Raw genomic sequence first — 20,642 nt, forward strand, 5'->3', positions numbered from 1 at the left:
GTTTTTAATTATTTCGCAATTCAGCTTTAAACTGTGTGGAGAATTTCTCCAGCAATTTATTAATAACCTTATCAATATCCTTATCTGTTAATGTTTTATTTTCATCCTGAATGAAGAAATTCAATGCATAAGATTTTTTACCATCAGGTAAATTTTTACCTTCATATACATCAAATAAATTCACAGATTTTAGTAGTTTTTTTTCTGTTTCAAATGCAGTTTTATATAAGTCGTGATATTTGATACTTTTATCAACCAAGAGAGCCAAATCTCTTTGTGAACCAGGGAATTTAGGAATGTCCTGTAATTTGTACTTTCCTTTTCCAGCTATAGCCTGAACCATTTTCTCCCATTCCAACTCAGCATAGAATACCTCAGATTTTATTCCGAATTCTTTTGCAAGTTTTGAATTAATGATACTTAATTTTCCAATGGAACTTTTTTTGCTGAATAGCTCTAACCCGTCATTAAATAAATTGGACTCTAGAGGCTTCTCATCAAGATTCAGGCCAAAAGTTTGCAATAGTTGGTTTACCACACCTTTCAAATGATAAAATGTAGAAGTATTGGAATTAGATATCCAGTTATTTTCCTGATAATTACCAAATAATGCTAAAGCTAATTTTTTATTTTCATTATATCCACCCGCAGTTTTGAAATAGGTTTTGCCAAATTCAAAAAATTTGATTTGTTTTTGATTTCGATTAATATTAAAAGCAATACACTCTAATAAGCCATAAACCAGGGATTGTCTCATAACTGCTAATTCATTGCTCAGCGGATTCAGTAATTCAACATAATTGCCTTCCGATTCACGTTTTTGAGTTAATGAATTGTTGATAGTTTCATTAAAGCCATTGTATTTTAATTGATTAGCAATTTGATTTTCCAGAGATTCTTCATCGAAGTGATTTTTACTCTCATAGGCAAATGTGAACTTTTGAGGTATATCAATATGATTGTAACCGTAAATCCTAGCAATTTCTTCAATAACATCAATTTCACGGGTTACATCAACCCTGTAAGCAGGAATAACCAAATCTAAAGTTTCATTTGTATCGCTTATAATTGTGATTTCAAGAGCTTTTAAAATTTCCTTTATCTGGTCTCTATGAATTCTTTTTCCTAATATTTGATCTATTTTGTGATATCTTAATACAGCATTTTGCTTTTTAACAGGAGTAGGATACTCATCAATTATAGGCCCAACAACCTTACCGTTAGCCAGTTCCTGAAACAATTCACATGCTTTCTTCAAAGCAACTACCGTGTTATTAGGATCTACACCTCTTTCAAAACGAAAGGAAGAATCTGTATTGATACCTTCTTTTTTTGCAGTTTTTCTAACAGAAACAGCATCGAAATAGGCACTTTCCAGAAAAATATTTTTAGTGTTATTACTAACACCAGAGTCTGCACCCCCATAAATTCCTGCAAGGCACATCGGAGTGTCGTCGGAATCTTTTATAAGTAATTCTGTTCCGTTCAAAGTTCGCTTTACACCATCAAGAGTGGTGAATATGGTGCCGTCTTTAACCGTTCCAACTTTAATTTTATTACCCCCGATTTTATCTGCATCAAAAGCATGTAAAGGCTGGCCGTAGGAATGCAAGATATAATTAGTTATATCTACCACATTATTTATAGAACTTAAGCCGATAACTTTTAAACTATTTTTTAACCAATCGGGTGAGGGTTTAATTTCAATATCTTTAATATAAATTCCTGAATATCTAGGACATAAGTCAGGATTCTCTACTTCTACAGAAATAGGATTCTCTGTTTCTTCATCCAATTTAAAGTTTTCAGTTGTGACGGGATGTAATTCAGATTTAATTTTACGGCTTTTCAATGCAGCATGTAAATCTCTGGCTACTCCGTAATGAGACATGGCATCTGTTCGGTTCGGAGTCAGTCCTATTTCAATTTCATAATCGGTACCTACATGGTAAACTTCACTTAAGGGAGTTCCTGGTTCAAGGTCATGGTTCAGCACAATTATTCCATCGTGACCATTGCCAAGGCCTAATTCATCTTCGGCACATATCATACCGAAAGATTCTTCCCCGCGAATCTTACTTTTTTTTATCTGAAATTCCTCGCCTTCTTTGGTATATAAAGTCGTGCCTATTGTAGCAACAGGAACTTTTTGTCCGGTTTCTACATTAGGAGCTCCACAAACTATTTGAACTGGCTCTTGATCGCCCAAATTAACTAATGTAACTTTTAATTTATCCGCATTAGGGTGTTTTTCGCACTTAATTACTTCTCCAACCACAATACCCTTCAAACTGCCTTTTATAGATTCTATCAGTTCCAGGTTTTCAACTTCCAGTCCTGTATCTGTAAGTACAGATGCGATTTTTTCAACAGATAAATCAGTTTTTATATAAGTACTAAGCCAATTATATGAAATTTTCATTGCTATAAGCTATTTATAATAAACTTTTTATGCAAACTATTGTTTGCATAAAAAGTAAGTGAATATTTTAAAATTTTTGATATTTTTTAATTATTAAGCATTACCGGCATTACTAACATCAGTATGTCTTCATTTTCGTCGAGACCTTCCGCAGGTTTAATTATTCCGGCACGGTTAGAGGTTGACATTTCCAGAGTCACGTCTTCAGAGGATATGTTATTCAGCATCTCATTTAGAAATTTTGAATTAAATCCAATTTTTAATTCCTCTCCATGGTAGTCACATGGAAGACTCATTTCTGCTTTATTAGCAAAATCCAAATCTTCAGCGCTTAGCTTTAAAAGATTACCATTTAAAGATAAACGAACCTGTGATGTAGATTTGTTAGAGAAAAGAGCAGCTCTTTTTAGTGAACCTAGGAAAAGTTGTCTATTAATAGTTAAGACATTAGGGTTTTCTTTAGGTATTACCGCATCATAATTGGGATATTTTCCATCAATCAGTCTGCAAACCCATTGGGTCTGATTGTGTGTAAATCGGGCATTAGTTTCATTAAAATCTACAGTAACGTCATCTTCATGAGCAATTAATGCGTTTTTTAATAAATTTAGCGGTTTTTTAGGCATGATAAATTCCACAGCTTCCTCAACAGAAATATCTTTTCTCGTATATTTAACAAGTCTATGAGCATCAGTAGCAACAAAACGGCATTCGGAATCAGTAAACTGGAAAAGAACTCCGGTCATTACCGGGCGCATAGCATCGTTACCGGTAGAAAATATTGTATTAGCAATGGCTTCTCCTAATACAGAAGCTTTTATTGTTATTGATTTATCTGTATCGAGTTCCGGTATGGTCGGATATTGCTCAACATCGTCAAGGGCTATAAAATAATTATCTTTTTCGTCAACAATTTCTAACTGATTACCTTCTTGTGAAAAAGATAAGGGTTGTTCTGAGAAGGTTTTAACTGTGTCAGTTAATAGTTTTGAAGGAACAGCTATTTTGCCTGTATCGTTACTTTGAACATCAATACTGGTTTTCATAGTTGTTTCTCCGTCGGAACCATAAATGGTTAATTTTCCGGAATCCAAATCAAATAAAAAATTTTCTAACACTGGTAAAGAAGAATTTCCTCCTGTAACCCCACTTATTAGCTGTAAAGCCTTTAATAATTCTCCGCTTGAAACTATGAATTTCATATATGATTTTTTTCTTAGTCTACAAAATTAGTTTTTTTCATTCTAATTCAAAGCCTTTTTTATATTTTATTTCTCTTTGCTTAACTTTTGATGAAATATTCAGTAAATATATTTTTTAAAAATAAGCAAATAGATTAAATTTTATTTAAAATGGTATAAGTAATTGTAATTTATTTTTAGAGTTCAGGATCTCTGAGCATGTATTAAAAGATTTAAAAATAGTTAAATTTATTACGTATATTTAAGTTAATATTTTTATTTATGTATTCAAATGAAAGAGCCCAAAAAAGATGTAAAGATAGAATTTCGTAAGCCTATATATCCTATATCGGAAGAGTTGATGGCGTATCTGGAAAAATACAACAGGACTACAGTATCTCCTTTGTTATATGATGATTTATTGCGTTTTTGTGATTATACTTCGGTTGAGGATAAAGAAGGAAATGATACTTTGTGGTTGAGCGTTTACTACACTGAATGGGAACATTCGGAAATTGAAAATAGTCTTAACAGGATATACACTTTATTACATTCTGATGGAGATAAAGAATCTTTGCCATATTTAAAAGTAGATTCCATTGAGTTTTGCACTTTTGGGAATTCAAAACCATTTCGTGTAAGGGTTCGTAATGTTTTAAATGATAATTATACTAATTTTTATGTTAAAAAAGCTGATGCATCGCGTATATACGGCCTCGAGCTGGAAGACATGCTGTCTCCGCACAGAGTCAATTATATGGTATACCAGGATACATTGATTGAAGAACATATTTTAGGAATTCCGGGTGATATATTTATAAAAAAACATTTACCTAAATGTTCGGATTTGGAAAAATCTCAGATAGCCAAAGAATTTGTCAAGTTTAATGAAAGATGTATGGTGGGGCTTCTGGGAGATATGAGATCTTATAATTATGTGGTAGTAGTTACTCATGATTACGATCAGATTGTTTATAGAATAAGGGCTATAGATTTTGATCAACAATGCTATGAAGGTAATCTGAAAATATACTTACCTCAATATTTTAAGGAAAATAATGAAATGGTTAGATTAGTAGATGAAAAATTAAAGCCAAATTCTGTTGAACAATATAGAAAAGAAGTCAGATCTTTAATTGCAAGGCGAATTATGAACAGTTATAAAAGGTATCAGGATTTAATAAAAATAATGAAAGAGGATGAAATAGCTCCTTTGGCTAATGTTGTTCAATTACGAACTCATTTACAGAAGCTTACGTATAGTTTTCATTTTAAGCACTGTAAAAATATGGGAGAAATTGTTGATACTGGTATTGAATTCGTTGTGAAAAATTATAGGAAACCTATTTAACTTTTTTAATAGAAGAGATATTTACGAAAAGATAAAATCTTTGGCAAAATATCTTTTGCCAAAGATTTAAAATAATTAATTAGTTGTCTTTAATCAGGAATATTATTTATATTCTGTAGGCGGAGCACCGAACTGTTTTTTAAAACTGGAGGAGAAATGAGAAAGAGTTTTAAATCCCGTTAAATTAGCAATTTCAGAAATATTGTATTTGCCTTCTTTAAGATATTCAGCTGCACGATTTAATTTATATGCTTTAAAAAAATTATTAGGAGCAATACCGGTTAAACCTTTGACTTTATAAAAGAATTTAACACGGCTCATGCCTAGTAGCTTCGCTATTTGTTCAATATTTAATTCAGAATTAGATAATTCTTTATCCATTAATTGATATAAATTATCCAGGAATGCGCGGTCCAGAACGGAAATAGAATCCATATCAAGTTCTTTTTTTAGTGTTATATTATTCATGGGGTGACGAATATAATTTCTGTTGTTAATTAGTGATCTGATTACAGATAGTAAATATAAGGGATTAAATGGTTTAGTTATATACGCATTTGCTCCTAAATTTAAACCGTAAATCTGATTTTCTATTAACGTTTTAACACTTAATAAAATTATAGGAATATGTTGATAAGATTCATTTGCTTTAAGTTTTTCAATAAATTTATAACCATCTGATTCAGGTAATAATACATCGCAGATGATAAGGTCCGGTTTATTTTCAGGTAATAATTTACTGGCTTCGTCCGTACTGTTTTTTAAAATTACCGTATAATATATTGAAAGTATTGTGTATAAATAATGAGTAAGGTCTTTATCATTGTCGATGATAAGAATAGTTATATTTTTATGTGATTTATCATCAACTTCCAGCTCTTCATCTTCATTATTTAGATTATTTAATTCTTCATGATTTATTCCTTGATTTTCTGCTATAAATGCTAAATTTTCTTTATAATAAGGAAACGCTACAGATAGTATGCTTCCAAATTTTTCTTTATTTTCAGCTTTAATAAACCCATTGTGCAATTCAATTAATTTTTTTGCGTAGTACAAGCCAATTCCTGTTCCGGTATTTTTGATATTGTAAAAAGAATTGTCTATCTTAAAATTGCGTTTAAATATGTCTTCAAGCATATTTTCAGGAATTCCGGGACCGGAATCACCAACACTTATTCTGAGATATTCAGGATAAATATAATCGTTATTATTCGGGAATATTTCCTGAACTATATTTTTCGTAATAATCTCCAGCGTAATTTCAATTTTTCCACGATCGGGTGTGAATTTAAAAGCATTAGATAAAATGTTTTCCAATATTCTTTCAAATTTTTCTTTATCTATTGAAATAATTATCGGGATAGAAAAGCCTATAGTGGTAATAGTTATTTCTCTTTTTTGAGCACTCACCATGTATATACTTAGTATATCGTTTATGAGTTCAACAATATTTTCATTCCATTTAACTAATTTAAGTTCATTCTCTTCAAGTTTATTAAAGTCATGGATTTGTCCGGTTAACCGGAACATACGCTGTATACTTGTTTTTATCAGCGTCAAAAGCTCTTTTCTATTCTCTTGAGGAAGATTATTTTCAGATAATATAGTTACAGGTCCAGACATCATCGTCAAAGGAGTGCGAAGTTCTTTAGCCATATTAGAAAAGAATTTCATATTCATCTTATTTATATGTCTTTCATATTCTTTTTCTTTATGCGCAGTTATTACTTCATTTTTGCTTGAACGGGCATCATGAAAAAGATAATTAAATATAAACAGGAGTATGATAATCAGTGATAAATATAAAAAAATCATAGGCCATTTAAGCCAAATCACTTTTTCCATTGTTATTGGTAGTGAAGCTTCTGTTTCAGTATGAATATTTTCAGTATCTGCTATCTTTATTTTGAAAATATAGGAACCTGAGGGTAAATGTGGATAACTGGCTATTCTTTTGTATTTGGAGTCTATCCAATCTTTGTCATAACCTTCCATTTTATAATAATATCTTACTTTATGAGATTCATTAAAGTCCAAGCCAGCAAAAGTAATTTCTATATCCTGATTGGGTTTTAGGTCTATTTTTGGAGAGAATAAAAGGTTTTTTTGTAAGACTCCTGAGGAGGATACTTCTTCAATCTCGTTGTTTATAATAAGATTTTCAAAATATAGCGGTATCTTTTTCTTATTATTCGGTTTTGTAAGATTAAATATGGTAAGGCCATGGGTTCCACCGAAAAACAATATACTGTTGGACAAAGATGATGCAGCCTGACGGTTAAATTGATTTCCGCCAATACCGTCGTAAGAAAAATAGGAAACAGCTGATTGTTTGTTTTTGTAAATTTTATTTAATCCATAGCTGGTTCCAACCCAAATATTTCCATAGATATCTTCCTCAATACTATTAACCTCTTCACTGGAGAGTAAATTATTGTAAGATTGTACTTTTTTGGTTCTCATAGAATAAGAAAACAAGCCTTGGTTTAATGTTCCGAGCCATATAGTTTGATTAGAATCTTCAAAAATGCATGAAGGCATAAATGCCGGTGTTTTTAAACCCTGAACCGATACTTCAAAACTTCGTACGTTCCAGGTGTCCGTATCAATTATTTTGAATTCCTGGTTGAAAGAACTTATAACCAAATTTCCTGTGCTTAAAACTAGTATGTCTTGAATATAGGTATACTGTTTTGTGTAAAGCTTAATTTTAGAAAACTCGTGTTCCGATTTTTTAAGCGCATATATGTATTCTGAATAACCTCCAACCCATAGAGTTCCAAATTTGTCTTCAGCAATACTTTGCAATGTCATAGGAAATGAAAAAGTTTCAATTATATTTAATTGATTGTTGTCATAATTACACTTATATAGCTTATTACTAATAAGTAACCATATATGGTTTTCAGAATCTGCATATATTTTGCTGATAGCATCTTGTAGTTGATCTTTTCTAAATGTTTTTTTAAGATCTATCTGATTTATTTTTTCATTTACTGGATTATAAATTATTATTTCGTAATTGAATGAAGTGCTTATCCATAAATTCTGTTTTTTATCGGTAGTAATAGCTGTAACTGATTTATTATTTATGAGTGATTTTAGTTTAGTATTGATGTTTAGTTGTTGTTTGTTTTTGTAATTAATTGTGTATCCTTGATCTAAAACAGATACCCATAGGTTTTGGTTGGAATCTATAAAAGAAGTGTTTACAGGAGCTTCAGGAGCGGTTAGAGGAAATTCTTTGTCATCCGTTCCTGTTATTAAATTTGATAAAGTATTATAAATGAATGTTTCTTCTGTTTTGGTTCCTATAATTAATGAATTTGAATTGTATGCTAGTATAGAGTTAACTATGGAATGTGATGGGATATTAATTCTTTTAACAAGAGTAGGTTCGGTATTGTTTATATCAATGGAGTAAATCGAATTATCCATACTTAAAAACAATTCGTTGCTATTATTTAAAAAACAGGAATAATTTGAAGCTTTATATTTCGATAAGTCAATATAATGAATCTGTTTGAGATCAGATAAATTATAGCATTTTATATAAGAAGCGGAAATAAGCCATAAACGATTATGTTTGTCCATAACGCATGTGGTATAAAAAACATCCGAATCAAATTCTAGTACTTTTTTAAATTCTTTTTTTCGGGGAACATATTCGTACAAACTGGTGTACATACTTGCAAATATACGTCCATCCTCACTTTCAAGTATTTGTTTAGTATTTTTTTCAGGACCGTCAATTTTAATTCTATGAAAACTATCCATTTTAAAATCATACAAAGCTATCCCATTTGATGTTCCAATCCATAGTTGGTCTTTTGTGTCATTAAATAGTGATTTTATAATATTACTGTTTAAAGTGGTTGAGTCGCCGGAAATACTGAAATATTGATGGTAATCGTAACTGTTGTAGCGATTTAATCCTCGTGAAGTCCCAATCCATATATATCCGAATTTATCTTCTTCAAAGCAATTAATATGTTGGTTTGATAATTCTTCGGATATACCACTTTTATTTTTAAGATCTGAGATAATATTCAGGTCGTTTTTTTTGCCGCAGCTCAAAATTATGAAAAGTAAAAAAGACATAAGTATTCCTATGCAATTATGCTTTTTTTGCTTATTAAATATCATAAAAATAGATTAAAAGGATTATAAAATAACAGGTGTTGAAACGCAAATCTCAAACATTAATCTGAGAATAAAAATCCATGTGAACATTTAGGATAATAATTTAACAAATACGCAACACAATGAGGCTTTTTTGATAAATAAATTTTACATACGAAGAAGTCTCTTAGATATTTTTTCTTCAAATTGCGATATAATTATTATTATTTAATCATAAAAAAATTAAACATTATGGAATTTCAAAATAAAAGATCTTTATAAAGTATAAATAGATATATACATTAATGCTAATCATCTTGTAAAATTGTATAAATATGTTAGTAATAAAATGATTGTTATTTATAATTAATTTTTATTATTTATATAGGATAATTATTAGAATTATTAATAATAAAATATTTAATAATATAACTTTTATTGAGTTGTATGTATATTTTACAGTCCAAGAATTTATAATGATTTAAGCAAAAAGATGTATAAAAATGAAAAATTAAATCTTAAACAGTAAGGAAATTAATAAAGAGTTCATTTATATGAAATATCCTATCAAGCAAATTTGAAATACAAAACAATTATGAAACAGCAAAATTTTAGTAGAAATTGTGCAGGTGTAATCCTGCTAAATCTTATTTTATTTTTTACATCATTAAATGCTCAGGTTACCATTGGTCATGGTACTGCCCCAGGAAAAGGTGCAATTTTAGAAATTAAAACCCAAAATGCTACTTCACCTGTTTCTGTTACTGACAATGCTAATATAACATCTACCCAGGGAGGGTTAGGCCTGCCAAGAGTAAAACTAGTTTCAAAGAATAGCTTACAGCCGTTTATTACTTCTGCTACGGCCGAAGAGAATATAACTCATGCGGGTTTAACAGTATATAACATCAATAATACTAATGGATTTGATTTGGGAGCTTATGTTTGGAACGGATCTGAATGGGAGGGAATGGGTTCTACAGTGTCTTCAGATAAAAAATGGTTTTACATGCCTTCATTTAATTTAAGCATTACAGGTACAACTACTACTACATTTGATTTGTATGCTGAATATAAAAAGCAATTTACGCAGGCAGGCAATGCTCAATATGTAGCAAGCGGCTCAACATCTATTCCTGTATATAGTTCAAGCGAATTGGATTACGTTGTAACTTATTATGATAATACGGTAGTTACTATTAATAATATTACCGCATCCGGTATTATGACCTATACTCCTACAGGAACAGCCCCTACAGCCTATTCATTAATCAATATAGTTTTTATTGTTAAATAAATCTAAACCAATGAGAAAGTTTAATTTGATCGTTAATTTTTTGATTTTTATTCTATTTGTTTCCACATACCTTACAGCACAAAATTATATGATTGTGAATAAAAATATTCGCAATCGTATAATTTCAAATGATCCTGCAGAAGGGGAATCGGATTGTGTATGGTTTAGTAATGGACAAAATATTCTAGTAGAACCAGGTATTACGTATTCTCAGGATGGAACTATTGGAATAACCCTAACAAAGGGGACTATATCATTAACGACTAATCAGATTGTAGGAGCTTCAGCATCAGGTGAATTCCAACTGATCTATACAGGATTAGATCGTTCAATTTATCCTACAAATCCGGTGGGGGGTATGTTCCGTATTGAAGTAAGGCTTCAGGGAACATTACCATCAGGAACTTCCAGTGGAACAACACTTCCGGTTTTAATAGATAAATTAGGAATTAATTCCTGTTCTCTGATAGTTGAAGCTTCAGAAGATCCTGTTCTCTTCAAACCTAATTCACTATTATTTACCAGTGGAGTAGATGCTTTTAGTAGAGGGTTAAAATTAATTGCTACCAATCCAAATCAATGGGGGTATACTATTACGGAATCATCCAAATTAATAAGACCCTTATATGAAAATGATCCATTATATTGGCCATTTATTGCTCGATGGATTCCTATTTCTGATACTCAGTTAAATCTTTCACCCCAATATAAAACCAGTAATTCCGATGATGTCTCTATCAGTCAATTAGTCTCTTTTGTAAATCCTACAAGAACAGAAGGAAGTTATAATATATTCGAAGCTAATTCAACTAATTATCTTAGCTTTTTAAAACTCAATGATATAAAAAACTCAAGTTTGTTTTTTGCTGCATCTGCAGGACAAGGTTTAACCTGGTCACCTTATAAATCATATGTCGCAGAAACAAACGTTACAGGATCATTATCCTTAACTCCTTCTGTTAGTCAGGACTTCGTTATCAGGCAAATACAATACGGAGCAGAAGCTTTTACGGAAATAGGTTCGGATGTAAGACCTTTAAAACAAGGTGGAAGAGCTCCTTATAATTATTATAAAGTTCTTATTAATGAAGATACATTCAAGACAATTAACTTTACTATCAGATCCAATGCTTCCTGGAGAGTTTATTTTGTTCCTATAGGTGGTACAACAGTAAATGATGGATTACTAACTTATTGCCTGAAGGATGATGATAAAAATAATATCAATTTATCTCAGGGTCAGATCAAATATATAGAAACTCCTAAAGGGACAATTATAGATTATAATGTTTCCATGACAATAAAATCTTATAATGATATGCAAAAGTCATTGACTGACGGAGGTTTTCCTGGATTAACACCTGCTACCTGGGATTTTACTATATGGTTATATTCAGTAGAAGACGAAGACGGAACTTTTAAATTTGGCAATGATGACGATACTTCTGCCGGACCCAGACCTTTTATTCCTATAAGATTTCGATTTCTGCTGGCAGATGACTTTAATAAAGATGAAAGCAGATAGAAGCACCTGTATTTTAAATTATTTAAAAACATAATCATTTAATATTAAATTTATGAAAAAAAGAACATTAGTTTGGTTGCCGGGTATCCTGTTTTCTTTATCAGGCTTACTATTGGTGAGTTGTAACAATGAAAATGAAACACAAGGTTTTGGCGAGATTCGCCCGGCTTCAGAGCTACTAGTATCAAAATTAATATCTCCTCACGGAGGAATGATATATAAAGATCTGGCTGATTTGGAAAAATCATTTCAGGAAACGATGATGTCTATTTATGGTTCATCAGAGGGGTATTCGTTAATAAATATAAGTTATTATCCTGTAAAACAAGGATATGCTGCTTCCATAGAATATAAAACACCTCAAGGAAAAAAAGGGAATTATATTCTAACTAATTCCTTATTTAAATATGAAGGAGGTACACTAGCGATAATGGATGATAATTTTCAAGCATTAGGAAAAGAAGTAAAATCAGCAGTATCATTCATATTATTTGGTGAACTTAATAAGGATCGAGAACCTCAAAACATTACGGGAAATTGGGATGAGGCATCTGAACAAATGATTTTTACAAATGAAGTTCCAAATACAAATGCTAAATTAAGGTACAATACAAAATAAGAAACTAAGATAAAAAATTATGAACAAGATAATACTAACTTTTATAATAACAATTTTAGGTTTGTTTTCAACCCCAGAATTAAATGCTCAGTCATTCTTTTTTGTAATTGGACCTGATGGTTCGGTTAATAAAACACCGATTGTGGATACCATTCAGCCGGGTGAATCGATTGCTGTTACTATTCTTTCCAGCGGTCCCTGGAGGATTGAAACTCCTGTATTTGGTGCGACAATTAGTCCTATGTCCGGTCCCGGTAACGGTCTTCCTCAGACAGTAACAATAACAGTGGATGCTTCCGCCCAGCCTGGAGATGTTATTAATTTAACATTTATCAATGGGCAGGTATATCCAACTAATCTGGTGGTAGGAAGCCCTCCTCATAATCCGGATAAATTTACCTGTCCCACACAGGAAATAGATGTTGTGCAGGGAAAAGCTTATGATGTAGCCTATACAGATTTGGTTAAATTGGAAGTCAATAATCCAAAAGGAGTATTTTTGAGTCAGGGTGAAGTTTTAGGAGAGCTTACCAACTTACCTGGAAGAGCTTATATTGTATATGGAGGAACCTCACAGACATATTTGCAGGGTAATCATTCTATTACAGTTCGTGTACGAGTGCAGGCGACAGTACCAGAAGGAACTTATGACATAAATTTAAATAGTCGTGAGGATATCTTATCTGAATGTAAGGTTAAAATCAAAGTAAAAACAGCAGGAAGCCTGACATTAAATTGTGGTAATGCAACCATTAATCCTTCAGAATTTACTCAGGGAAGTAATGTAAATGCGAGCGTTGCCATACCTTATACAGCGACCAATCCTCCGGTCGTTTTTCCAGGAGCTACTATAGCGAGTACAGGAGTAACAGGGTTAACTTTAACAATTCCCCCGACAGCTATTACAAATATTTCCGGAACTATTACTGGAAGTATCACTGGAACGCCAACAACTTCTGGAGTAGCTACTTTTAACATTCCGGGGTTTTGTACAATATCAGTTAACGTAAAAGCATCTGTTCCACAAGAACTTTCAATAACTTGTCCTCCTGCTATTTCAGTGGATCCGAATAAACCTTTTAACGAAGCAATAACTATAACATATACATTGAATTATGGAACTTTACCGGTCCCAGATCTTCTAGGTGCAGTTAACGGTTATACGGTTAAAGCAGATCCTACCGGACAGATCATGACAGCTCCGGGAGGAACGATCAAAGCAATAGTATCCGGTACAGCACCTGCAAGCGGACAAATTAAAATTCCAATTCTTATAGGAAATGAAACTTGTGAAGTTGTAGTTGATATCAAAAGACTGGAACCTCCTGCAGGATTTGGCTATTGGATATTTTACAGTACCGTTAACAGAGGCTTTTTTCCGGTAAAACAAATTCCGGGAACCCAGAGATTTTATACACCTAAAAGATATGCTACTTATGATGAGGCTGCTAATGACCCTGACGTACTTCTAATACAAACAAACATAAGGCTGAGTGTTACTCCTGATGTAAATATCGGACAGGTTCAGGTAAAGAAAAAAGATGGTTCTTCATTAACTAGCTCAGGACAATCTGTTTTGACTACAGGTGGTAGAACCGGGGGAACAAGTTCTTTATATTTTGTTCCTTCACCTTATGGTTCTCAAAGTATAAAAACAGTATATACAAGCGATGGAAATGCTATGTTTAAAACTAACGGAGGAAACTATCAATCGATTTGTAGTGATACGTATTCTCCAGGAGAACTGTATTTCAGTACAGTACATGTACTAACTCCACAGTCCTGTTATGGATTAGTCTGGCCAAGTCGTTGGAAGTAATAATTGTGGAGCTTTTTTTTCATTATACTTTTTAGATGGGGGCTGCATTTAATGCAGCCCTTTTATATAAGGGTTTGCTTTTTAAATGCCAGAAAAATCTAGTGTCTTTTTTCTCTCTTCTTTTTATTAAAATACAATACAATACAAAAAATGGTAAGTGTAATAATACCTGCAATAATGATGGCTATTCGAATTAGATCATTTCTATGCTTAGTAAGCATGTGGCTTATATCGTTTCCTTCTTCAATAAATTGGGTATGATCCAGATCTTGGTGAATGTCCATCAAAGTTCTGTATCTTCGTTCAAATGATTCCGAAGAATATCCGTAAACCCTTGCTTCATCATATACCCTTAAAGCAGAAGTAGTATCATTCAGCAGAAAGTATATATTACCTAAGTTAAACATTAATTCAGCAACTATGGGGTCCTTAGGTTTTATAAAAGTAATCCTTTCATCCAGTTGATAAAAAATTTCTTTGGCTAGCTTTTTAAGTTTTTCTTCATTCAATCCGGAAGTGGGGATATTTTCATTTCCAAAGTCTTGTCCAATTAATGAAAGTGCAGTTGGGTTGGTTTCTCCTTTTATTTTAGCTTTTAAAATAGCTACATGAATCCATTCGGAACTCTCATGTGAAGTGGAATCTATTTTCAAAGCTTTCTCTATCCATTGTAATGCATTTTCATTATCGCCAAGTAATTCATACGTTGTCCCCATATTGGCTGCAGTCGCATATAGTCCGGGTTCAATTTTTTCGGCTTCGATAAATACTTCCAAAGCTTCATCCAAATGGTTTAGATAAACCAGATAAACTCCATAATTTATATAATCATTTATATTATGTTCAGAATTCCAACGATTATCATATTCCTCAAGTTTTTTCAAATATTCGGAATGTTGATTATTTGAATAGATACGTTGGGGTACAGGATGTTGTTCCTGAGATACAAATGTTTTTCCTTCCTTGTTTACATGTATTTCATTTAAACAGGCTGGTAAATAAAGACTAAAAAAAGTACTGAAAAAGATCAAAAAATTTCTCATAATACAAAAGTAAAAATTTTAGCTTAAAAGTAATGATTTCAATCAGATAAAAACAATTTTTATAAAGATAAATATGCAATAGTTTAAATAATTGACTTTTGCTTAATATTTGGTAAGTTATTGAAATTTAGTAAGATGTTTTTTATATTATCTAAAAGTATTTGTAATTTTTTGTCAAACGAATCTATTTTTTATATCTGAGTACGTACTGTTTAATAAATCGTTAGTTAATTCAATAAAACTATTGGTTTAATAATTATATTCTGTGTCTTTTACCGGTTGTAACCAAATTACCTTAGCGGTATATGGGTTAGGACCTATGGTTATATGGGGCATGGATTTTTTTGAAGCAGTTCCATACCAGTGTTCCATATTAGGAGGGCATTTTATTGTTTCTCCTTTTTTATTATTTAAATTTGTTTTTCCATTTTCTGATATTAACCTTCACCATCTGTTACTAAAAGTATTTGTCCCCCTGATGATAGTGCCAATGAGTTCTAGCTCCTGGTTCAAATGTTACAGAACCAATACTTGTTTGATATATGCTTTCAGCCGGAACTAAATAATTAAGCCAAACCTTACCGGTAAAATATTCGTTTGTTCCTTTTTGTCCCTTCGGGAAAATAATGGATTTATATCAGCCAATGGGACACGGATTGGTGTTCCATCCGGATTTGATTCGGGGTACTATACTTTTCAGGAGAATTAAAGATTATACTTTTTCCAGCTATCTTACTCATGAAGCTTTACATTTATCTGCGCAGGAACGTTCACTTGTGTTGGATTGTTTTGCTAATATTTCCAGAGAATTGTTACATGGATTTGATAAGCACAGTAAAAGATTAATAGCTTCACATATCGAATTGTTTCTTAATTATTGTGAATGTTTCTATGATAGACAATTTATAACGCGTGAAAATGTCAATAAAGGAACATTACAAAAATTCAAAAAATTATTAAATAATTATTATACAACTGAGCTGCCATTGAAAAAATGTTTTCCATCAGTTGCTTACTGTGCGGATCAATTGCATTTATCGTCAAATTATTTTGGAGATCTAATAAAAAAGGAAATGGGTAAATCTGCACAGGAATATATTCAGAATAAAATTATAAAGGTAGCTAAAGACAAAGTTTTCGATAAAAATAAAACAATAAATGAAATTGCTTATGAGCTGGGGTTTAAATACCCCCAACATTTTAGCAGACTTTTTAAAAGTCGTGTAAGCTATATGCTCAGCGAATATATAAAATCAAACTAATAATATTTTTGTTGGTTTACTTTTAAATAGTAATTAATATTATAGGTATTTTTGAACATTCATTGATTGATTAAAAACAAATAGGTATAATGAAATATATTTTCAGGCAGGCTAAAAGTGAAGATTCGGCGCAGATATGGACCATTTTAGAAAAAGCTATCCAACGAAGAAAAGAGGAAGGAAGTGAGCAATGGCAGGATGGATATCCTAACCCATCGGTTATCAAAAGTGATATAGAAGATCAACACGGTTATGTTTTAGCTGATAATGATACGGTTATTGCTTACTGTGCTTTGCTAGTCAACGATGAGCCTGCTTATGCTGATATAAAAGGTAAATGGTTGACTAACGGTGATTTTGTTGTATACCATCGGGTAGCTGTTTCAGAAGATTATTTAGGCAAAGGATTAGCTGTGAAATTATTACAATGCATTGAGGATTTTGCACGGGAAAAGAATATTTATAGTGTTAAAGCAGATACTAATTTTGATAATGCCGGAATGTTACGCATATTTGAAAAGCTAGGATATGTGTATTGTGGAGAAGTTTATTTTAGAGGGGGGACAAGAAAAGCTTTCGAGAAAAAGCTTATCAATAATTAATAAGGTTAACCCTCTTTATTTAAATAAAAACACCCAACGTTATAGTTTGGTGTTTCAGGTGTTTAAATTTATTTGGATGGAATTGTAGGGATAGAATAAACGCTGTTAATTTAAATATTATTTCACCTTAATAGTAGAAGAACTGATAAGTTGGAATCCGAAATTATTGCAAAAACTTGTTTATGATATACCTGCTGGGCGTTAAGGTAGCTCTAAAGAAGCAGGAAAAGTTGTGATGTGCTTTATAATTTAAGATAGTCCTGTTAAATTTGTAAATAGAAGCGTTACTATTCATTAGATCATTTTGCTAAGATTAAAAGGGTGTAGGATATATTTTCATATATAAGGATGTACATGATTTTTATATAACTTTATCAAACCTATATTAGGTAAAGAATATTATTCAGCTCTTAATGAAATCTACTACATTAAATTTTGAGATTAAAACTTTATGTATAATCTGATAAAGGATAAAATAGCTTCTCATACAGAGTGTAATCTGGATTGATTCAAAAGGAATTTTAATAAGCTAAGTGAATAATCTCTTTTAAAGTGGCTCATATAGAAATGATTATAAAAAGCACATAAATAATTAAAGATGAAGTATAAAAAATTGTAGGAGATCAATTATGATTTTAGATTCAAAAATTGTTTTTTAACAACACTTAAGATACATAAAGGTTTCCAGTGAGGTTTGAAAAAGACTATATTGCGTTAACAACTTTGATTAAAATCAGAGAAAAGATTTAAAAGATTAAGTAGTAAAATCGGTAATAATACAAAAAAGAAGCAATAATTCTTTTGTTTCTTAAGTTTTTAAAAAATAGATTAATTCTTCACATTTAATGTCATATGTAATATTGGATAGTCTTTTCCCTCTCCATCGAGTTCAGATCTACTTTGAGTAACGAACTTCATATGTTTGTAAAAGTCTACAGCCTGCCTATTCTGCTCATTAACATCTACCTTGATCACACCTAAATTGTCAATAACGTATTCAAGCAACCTGCGACCAACTCCAATTCCTCTAAAATCATTATGAACAAACAACATTTCAATATTTTCTTCTGCAATTCCAATAAATCCAATTAAAATTTCGTCTTTTTCTAACCCTAACAATTCGACATACTGAAAGTAGGTAAATAAATTGCTTTTATAATGTAAAAAAACTTCTTTTTTTAAAAAATTGTGGGTGTTGATAACTGCACTTTCCCAGATTTCAACTAAACGTAAATATTCATTTTTTTTAATTTTTCTAATCATTTTTATAAATTTTAAAATGCAAAGTTCAAAATAAAAGAAAATTAAAACCAAATCTAAGTTGAAAAATCCGTTTTCTTTTTATTAATGTAAATATGCTATCTAAGGCTTGTATGCTTCAATGATTAACAACCTTAATTTGGTAGCATTTTTTAATTTTTCTCAGATAACTTCAATTGTTATCTAAAGTACAGATTATCACAGATTGCTTTATAAAAAAGTAAACCATATAAATACCTGATTTATATGGCTTTCTCTTTTTTTTAATTCTAAAAAAGTGGAGCTGGAGGGATTCGAACCCTCGTCCAAACAAGCAATACATAAGCTTTCTACATGCTTATCAGCTCTTTAATTTTCGACTGTAAACCGAGGAACTGCACCCTATTTACAGCTTATCATCATGAGTTTCAAACTAAATACGATGTTTATCCAGTTCTATCTCTACATTCCCGTGCCTCTAAACCAAACGCCGCAGAGAAGGGCTTTTGAGAGACATTTAGCTTTTCTACCTAGTAGAAAAAATGCTTCAACCTACTGTGATTCGGTTATATTAAGCAGCTAAAGCGTATTCTTCGTTGCCAGTTATAAGTTTGTAACACAAGTTTTACGAGATTATATTACGTGACTCGACATGCTTACTTACCCATTGGTCTTGCTGTCAAAACCGGTCAGCCCCAAAAATGTTTTCAATAGTAAACAAACTTTAATCAAACTATGTTACTCATAAAGCTGTTAAAATTAAAAAACAAAGATACTCATTTTTAAATATATTTCAAAATGAGCAATATTATTGTGCAAATATTTAAAATCTTGCTTATTGTGTAAGCAGATAAATTAGTGTAAATTTAAGGTTTTAAATAACGAAGATGGGGTTAAAACAAAACAAAGGGGGTAAAAGAAAGGTTATGTATGTTTTAATTATATTTATTACGATAATGATCGTTATGGTTTTTGTTATAGATAAGATTGTTTCTTTAAAAACCAAAGATTATATATTTGATGATGTGGATAAAATACCGGCAAATAGAGTAGGTGTAGTGCTGGGAACTTCTAAAAAGTTAAAAAATGGGAATAATAATTATTATTTCATATATAGGATACAGGCTGCAAAAAAATTGTATGATGCGGGTAAGGTTAGTTTTTTTATAGTCAGTGGAGATAATAGCAGTAAAGAGTATAATGAGCCTCAGGATATGAAAGACGATCTTGTTCTTGCAGGAATAACGCAAGATAGCATATATCTTGATTATGCAGGATTTAGAACTTTAGATTCGGTTATTAGGACAAAAGATGTTTTTGGTCAAAATACATTTACCCTTATCTCACAAAAATTTCATAACGAAAGAGCTGTTTTTTTAGCTCAACAGTATGGGTTGAATGCTATTGGGTATAATGCAAAAGATGTAAATGCTTATTATGGATTTAAAACTATGGCTCGGGAAAAACTGGCAAGAGTAAAACTATTGTTGGATCTTTTAGTTAATAAAAAGCCCAAATATGGGGGAGAGAAAATAGAATTACCGTAATTATTTTCCGTTAAATTCATTCATACTATTTGAAATGCCCGAAAATATAAAGGATTTAATAGCTTCAGCACTTAAAATAATTCTTTCGTTAAGTATTTTTTTTTCATCATCATTCCATTTGCCTAAGACATAATCAATTTGTTGGCCTTTTTCAAAATTGCTTCCAATACCAAACCGTAAGCGTGGATATTGTTGAGTCTGTAACGAATTTTCAATGCTCTTCAATCCGTTATGTCCGGCATTACTTCCTCTGCTCTTTATTCGAATAGAGCCAAAAGGAAGACTAAGATCATCGCAAAGTATTAAGCAATTTTCAGGCTGTATATTTTCTTTTTTGATCCAATATTTAACCGCATTACCACTTAAATTCATATAAGTATCCGGTTTAAGGATGAATGTTTTCCTTCCTTTATATGAAGTGTCGCAAAGTTGTCCGAAATTAGATGATTTGAAAGTACCTTTTAGGTTTTCTGCCAGCTTATCTGCTACCAGAAAACCAATATTGTGTCGGGTATCTTCATATTCAATTCCCATGTTGCCTAACCCTACAATAAGATATTTATTCATAAATTTAATTTACCTGCAAACTTAAAAATTTACATCTAATAAA

Annotated in this window: 15 protein-coding genes and 1 other RNA gene; 8 read left to right on the forward strand and 8 right to left on the reverse strand. The window is 31.3% G+C overall.

Features of this window, described 5'->3' with window-relative positions; genetic code table 11:
- Positions 1–4: 4 nt before the first annotated feature.
- Both pheT and dnaN read right to left on the reverse strand, forming a co-directional pair.
- Positions 5–2,422, reverse strand: coding sequence for a phenylalanine--tRNA ligase subunit beta (pheT, locus tag EOV51_RS07060; RefSeq protein ID WP_128151285.1), 2,418 nt, complete (start codon positions 2,420–2,422; stop codon positions 5–7).
- A gap of 86 nt (positions 2,423–2,508) precedes the next feature.
- Positions 2,509–3,624, reverse strand: coding sequence for a DNA polymerase III subunit beta (gene dnaN, locus EOV51_RS07065; protein ID WP_128151287.1), 1,116 nt, complete (start codon positions 3,622–3,624; stop codon positions 2,509–2,511).
- A gap of 271 nt (positions 3,625–3,895) precedes the next feature.
- Between dnaN and EOV51_RS07070 the strand changes: the two genes are divergently transcribed.
- Complete coding sequence (locus EOV51_RS07070) at positions 3,896–4,954, forward strand: hypothetical protein (protein ID WP_128151289.1); 1,059 nt, start codon at positions 3,896–3,898, stop codon at positions 4,952–4,954.
- A gap of 102 nt (positions 4,955–5,056) precedes the next feature.
- Here the strand turns inward: EOV51_RS07070 and EOV51_RS07075 are convergent, their stop codons facing one another.
- Positions 5,057–9,103, reverse strand: coding sequence for a hybrid sensor histidine kinase/response regulator transcription factor (locus tag EOV51_RS07075; RefSeq protein WP_128151291.1), 4,047 nt, complete (start codon positions 9,101–9,103; stop codon positions 5,057–5,059).
- A 571-nt stretch (positions 9,104–9,674) separates the two neighbouring features.
- On the opposite strand from EOV51_RS07075, the gene EOV51_RS07080 reads away from it, so the two are divergent.
- The 4 genes from EOV51_RS07080 (at position 9,675) to EOV51_RS07095 (ending at position 14,339) form a co-directional block, all read left to right on the forward strand.
- Complete coding sequence (locus tag EOV51_RS07080; RefSeq protein WP_128151293.1) at positions 9,675–10,376, forward strand: hypothetical protein; 702 nt, start codon at positions 9,675–9,677, stop codon at positions 10,374–10,376.
- Positions 10,377–10,470: 94 nt separating this feature from the next.
- Entirely contained in the window at positions 10,471–11,901 is a 1,431-nt protein-coding gene (locus tag EOV51_RS07085; protein ID WP_164875259.1) for a hypothetical protein, read from the forward strand.
- A gap of 52 nt (positions 11,902–11,953) precedes the next feature.
- Complete coding sequence (locus tag EOV51_RS07090) at positions 11,954–12,520, forward strand: hypothetical protein (RefSeq protein ID WP_128151297.1); 567 nt, start codon at positions 11,954–11,956, stop codon at positions 12,518–12,520.
- A 19-nt stretch (positions 12,521–12,539) separates the two neighbouring features.
- Complete coding sequence (locus EOV51_RS07095; protein ID WP_128151299.1) at positions 12,540–14,339, forward strand: BACON domain-containing protein; 1,800 nt, start codon at positions 12,540–12,542, stop codon at positions 14,337–14,339.
- 98 nt (positions 14,340–14,437) lie between these two features.
- Here the strand turns inward: EOV51_RS07095 and EOV51_RS07100 are convergent, their stop codons facing one another.
- Both EOV51_RS07100 and EOV51_RS14845 read right to left on the reverse strand, forming a co-directional pair.
- Positions 14,438–15,382 (reverse strand): tetratricopeptide repeat protein, encoded by a 945-nt coding sequence (locus EOV51_RS07100; RefSeq protein WP_128151301.1) that lies wholly within the window; start codon positions 15,380–15,382, stop codon positions 14,438–14,440.
- 249 nt (positions 15,383–15,631) lie between these two features.
- Entirely contained in the window at positions 15,632–15,754 is a 123-nt protein-coding gene (locus EOV51_RS14845) for a cupin domain-containing protein (protein ID WP_262901881.1), read from the reverse strand.
- 254 nt (positions 15,755–16,008) lie between these two features.
- Between EOV51_RS14845 and EOV51_RS07105 the strand changes: the two genes are divergently transcribed.
- Both EOV51_RS07105 and EOV51_RS07110 read left to right on the forward strand, forming a co-directional pair.
- The gene (locus EOV51_RS07105) at positions 16,009–16,644 is read left to right on the forward strand and encodes a helix-turn-helix domain-containing protein (protein ID WP_128151303.1); all 636 of its coding nucleotides are present in this window, start codon (positions 16,009–16,011) and stop codon (positions 16,642–16,644) included.
- Between the two features lie 89 nt (positions 16,645–16,733).
- Positions 16,734–17,246 (forward strand): GNAT family N-acetyltransferase, encoded by a 513-nt coding sequence (locus EOV51_RS07110; RefSeq protein WP_128151306.1) that lies wholly within the window; start codon positions 16,734–16,736, stop codon positions 17,244–17,246.
- 828 nt (positions 17,247–18,074) lie between these two features.
- On the opposite strand, the gene EOV51_RS07115 is transcribed toward EOV51_RS07110, so the two are convergent.
- Positions 18,075–18,509, reverse strand: coding sequence for a GNAT family N-acetyltransferase (locus EOV51_RS07115; protein WP_128151308.1), 435 nt, complete (start codon positions 18,507–18,509; stop codon positions 18,075–18,077).
- A gap of 272 nt (positions 18,510–18,781) precedes the next feature.
- Positions 18,782–19,182: a transfer-messenger RNA gene (ssrA, locus tag EOV51_RS07120) on the reverse strand.
- Positions 19,183–19,372: 190 nt separating this feature from the next.
- Here ssrA and EOV51_RS07125 point away from each other — a divergent pair.
- On the forward strand, positions 19,373–20,032 hold the full coding sequence (locus EOV51_RS07125) for a SanA/YdcF family protein (protein WP_181951016.1): 660 nt from the start codon (positions 19,373–19,375) through the stop codon (positions 20,030–20,032).
- Here the strand turns inward: EOV51_RS07125 and pth are convergent, their stop codons facing one another.
- Positions 20,033–20,599: an aminoacyl-tRNA hydrolase gene (gene pth / locus EOV51_RS07130; protein WP_128151310.1), complete on the reverse strand. Its 567-nt coding sequence runs from the start codon at positions 20,597–20,599 to the stop codon at positions 20,033–20,035.
- Positions 20,600–20,642: the final 43 nt, after the last annotated feature.

Source organism: Apibacter raozihei (assembly GCF_004014855.1).
Taxonomy (GTDB): domain Bacteria; phylum Bacteroidota; class Bacteroidia; order Flavobacteriales; family Weeksellaceae; genus Apibacter; species Apibacter raozihei.

Excerpts from the sequence above, each read along its gene's own strand:
- EOV51_RS07110 (WP_128151306.1), top strand. The coding sequence starts at position 16,734 with ATGAAATATATTTTCAGGCAGGCTAAAAGTGAAGATTCGGCGCAGATA.
- EOV51_RS07105 (WP_128151303.1), top strand. The coding sequence starts at position 16,009 with ATGGATTTATATCAGCCAATGGGACACGGATTGGTGTTCCATCCGGAT.
- EOV51_RS14845 (WP_262901881.1), bottom strand. The coding sequence starts at position 15,754 with ATGGAACACTGGTATGGAACTGCTTCAAAAAAATCCATGCCCCATATA.
- pth (WP_128151310.1), bottom strand. The coding sequence starts at position 20,599 with ATGAATAAATATCTTATTGTAGGGTTAGGCAACATGGGAATTGAATAT.
- EOV51_RS07075 (WP_128151291.1), bottom strand. The coding sequence starts at position 9,103 with ATGATATTTAATAAGCAAAAAAAGCATAATTGCATAGGAATACTTATG.
- EOV51_RS07100 (WP_128151301.1), bottom strand. The coding sequence starts at position 15,382 with ATGAGAAATTTTTTGATCTTTTTCAGTACTTTTTTTAGTCTTTATTTA.
- EOV51_RS07115 (WP_128151308.1), bottom strand. The coding sequence starts at position 18,509 with ATGATTAGAAAAATTAAAAAAAATGAATATTTACGTTTAGTTGAAATC.
- EOV51_RS07080 (WP_128151293.1), top strand. The coding sequence starts at position 9,675 with ATGAAACAGCAAAATTTTAGTAGAAATTGTGCAGGTGTAATCCTGCTA.
- EOV51_RS07090 (WP_128151297.1), top strand. The coding sequence starts at position 11,954 with ATGAAAAAAAGAACATTAGTTTGGTTGCCGGGTATCCTGTTTTCTTTA.
- EOV51_RS07125 (WP_181951016.1), top strand. The coding sequence starts at position 19,373 with ATGGGGTTAAAACAAAACAAAGGGGGTAAAAGAAAGGTTATGTATGTT.
- dnaN (WP_128151287.1), bottom strand. The coding sequence starts at position 3,624 with ATGAAATTCATAGTTTCAAGCGGAGAATTATTAAAGGCTTTACAGCTA.
- pheT (WP_128151285.1), bottom strand. The coding sequence starts at position 2,422 with ATGAAAATTTCATATAATTGGCTTAGTACTTATATAAAAACTGATTTA.
- EOV51_RS07095 (WP_128151299.1), top strand. The coding sequence starts at position 12,540 with ATGAACAAGATAATACTAACTTTTATAATAACAATTTTAGGTTTGTTT.
- EOV51_RS07070 (WP_128151289.1), top strand. The coding sequence starts at position 3,896 with ATGAAAGAGCCCAAAAAAGATGTAAAGATAGAATTTCGTAAGCCTATA.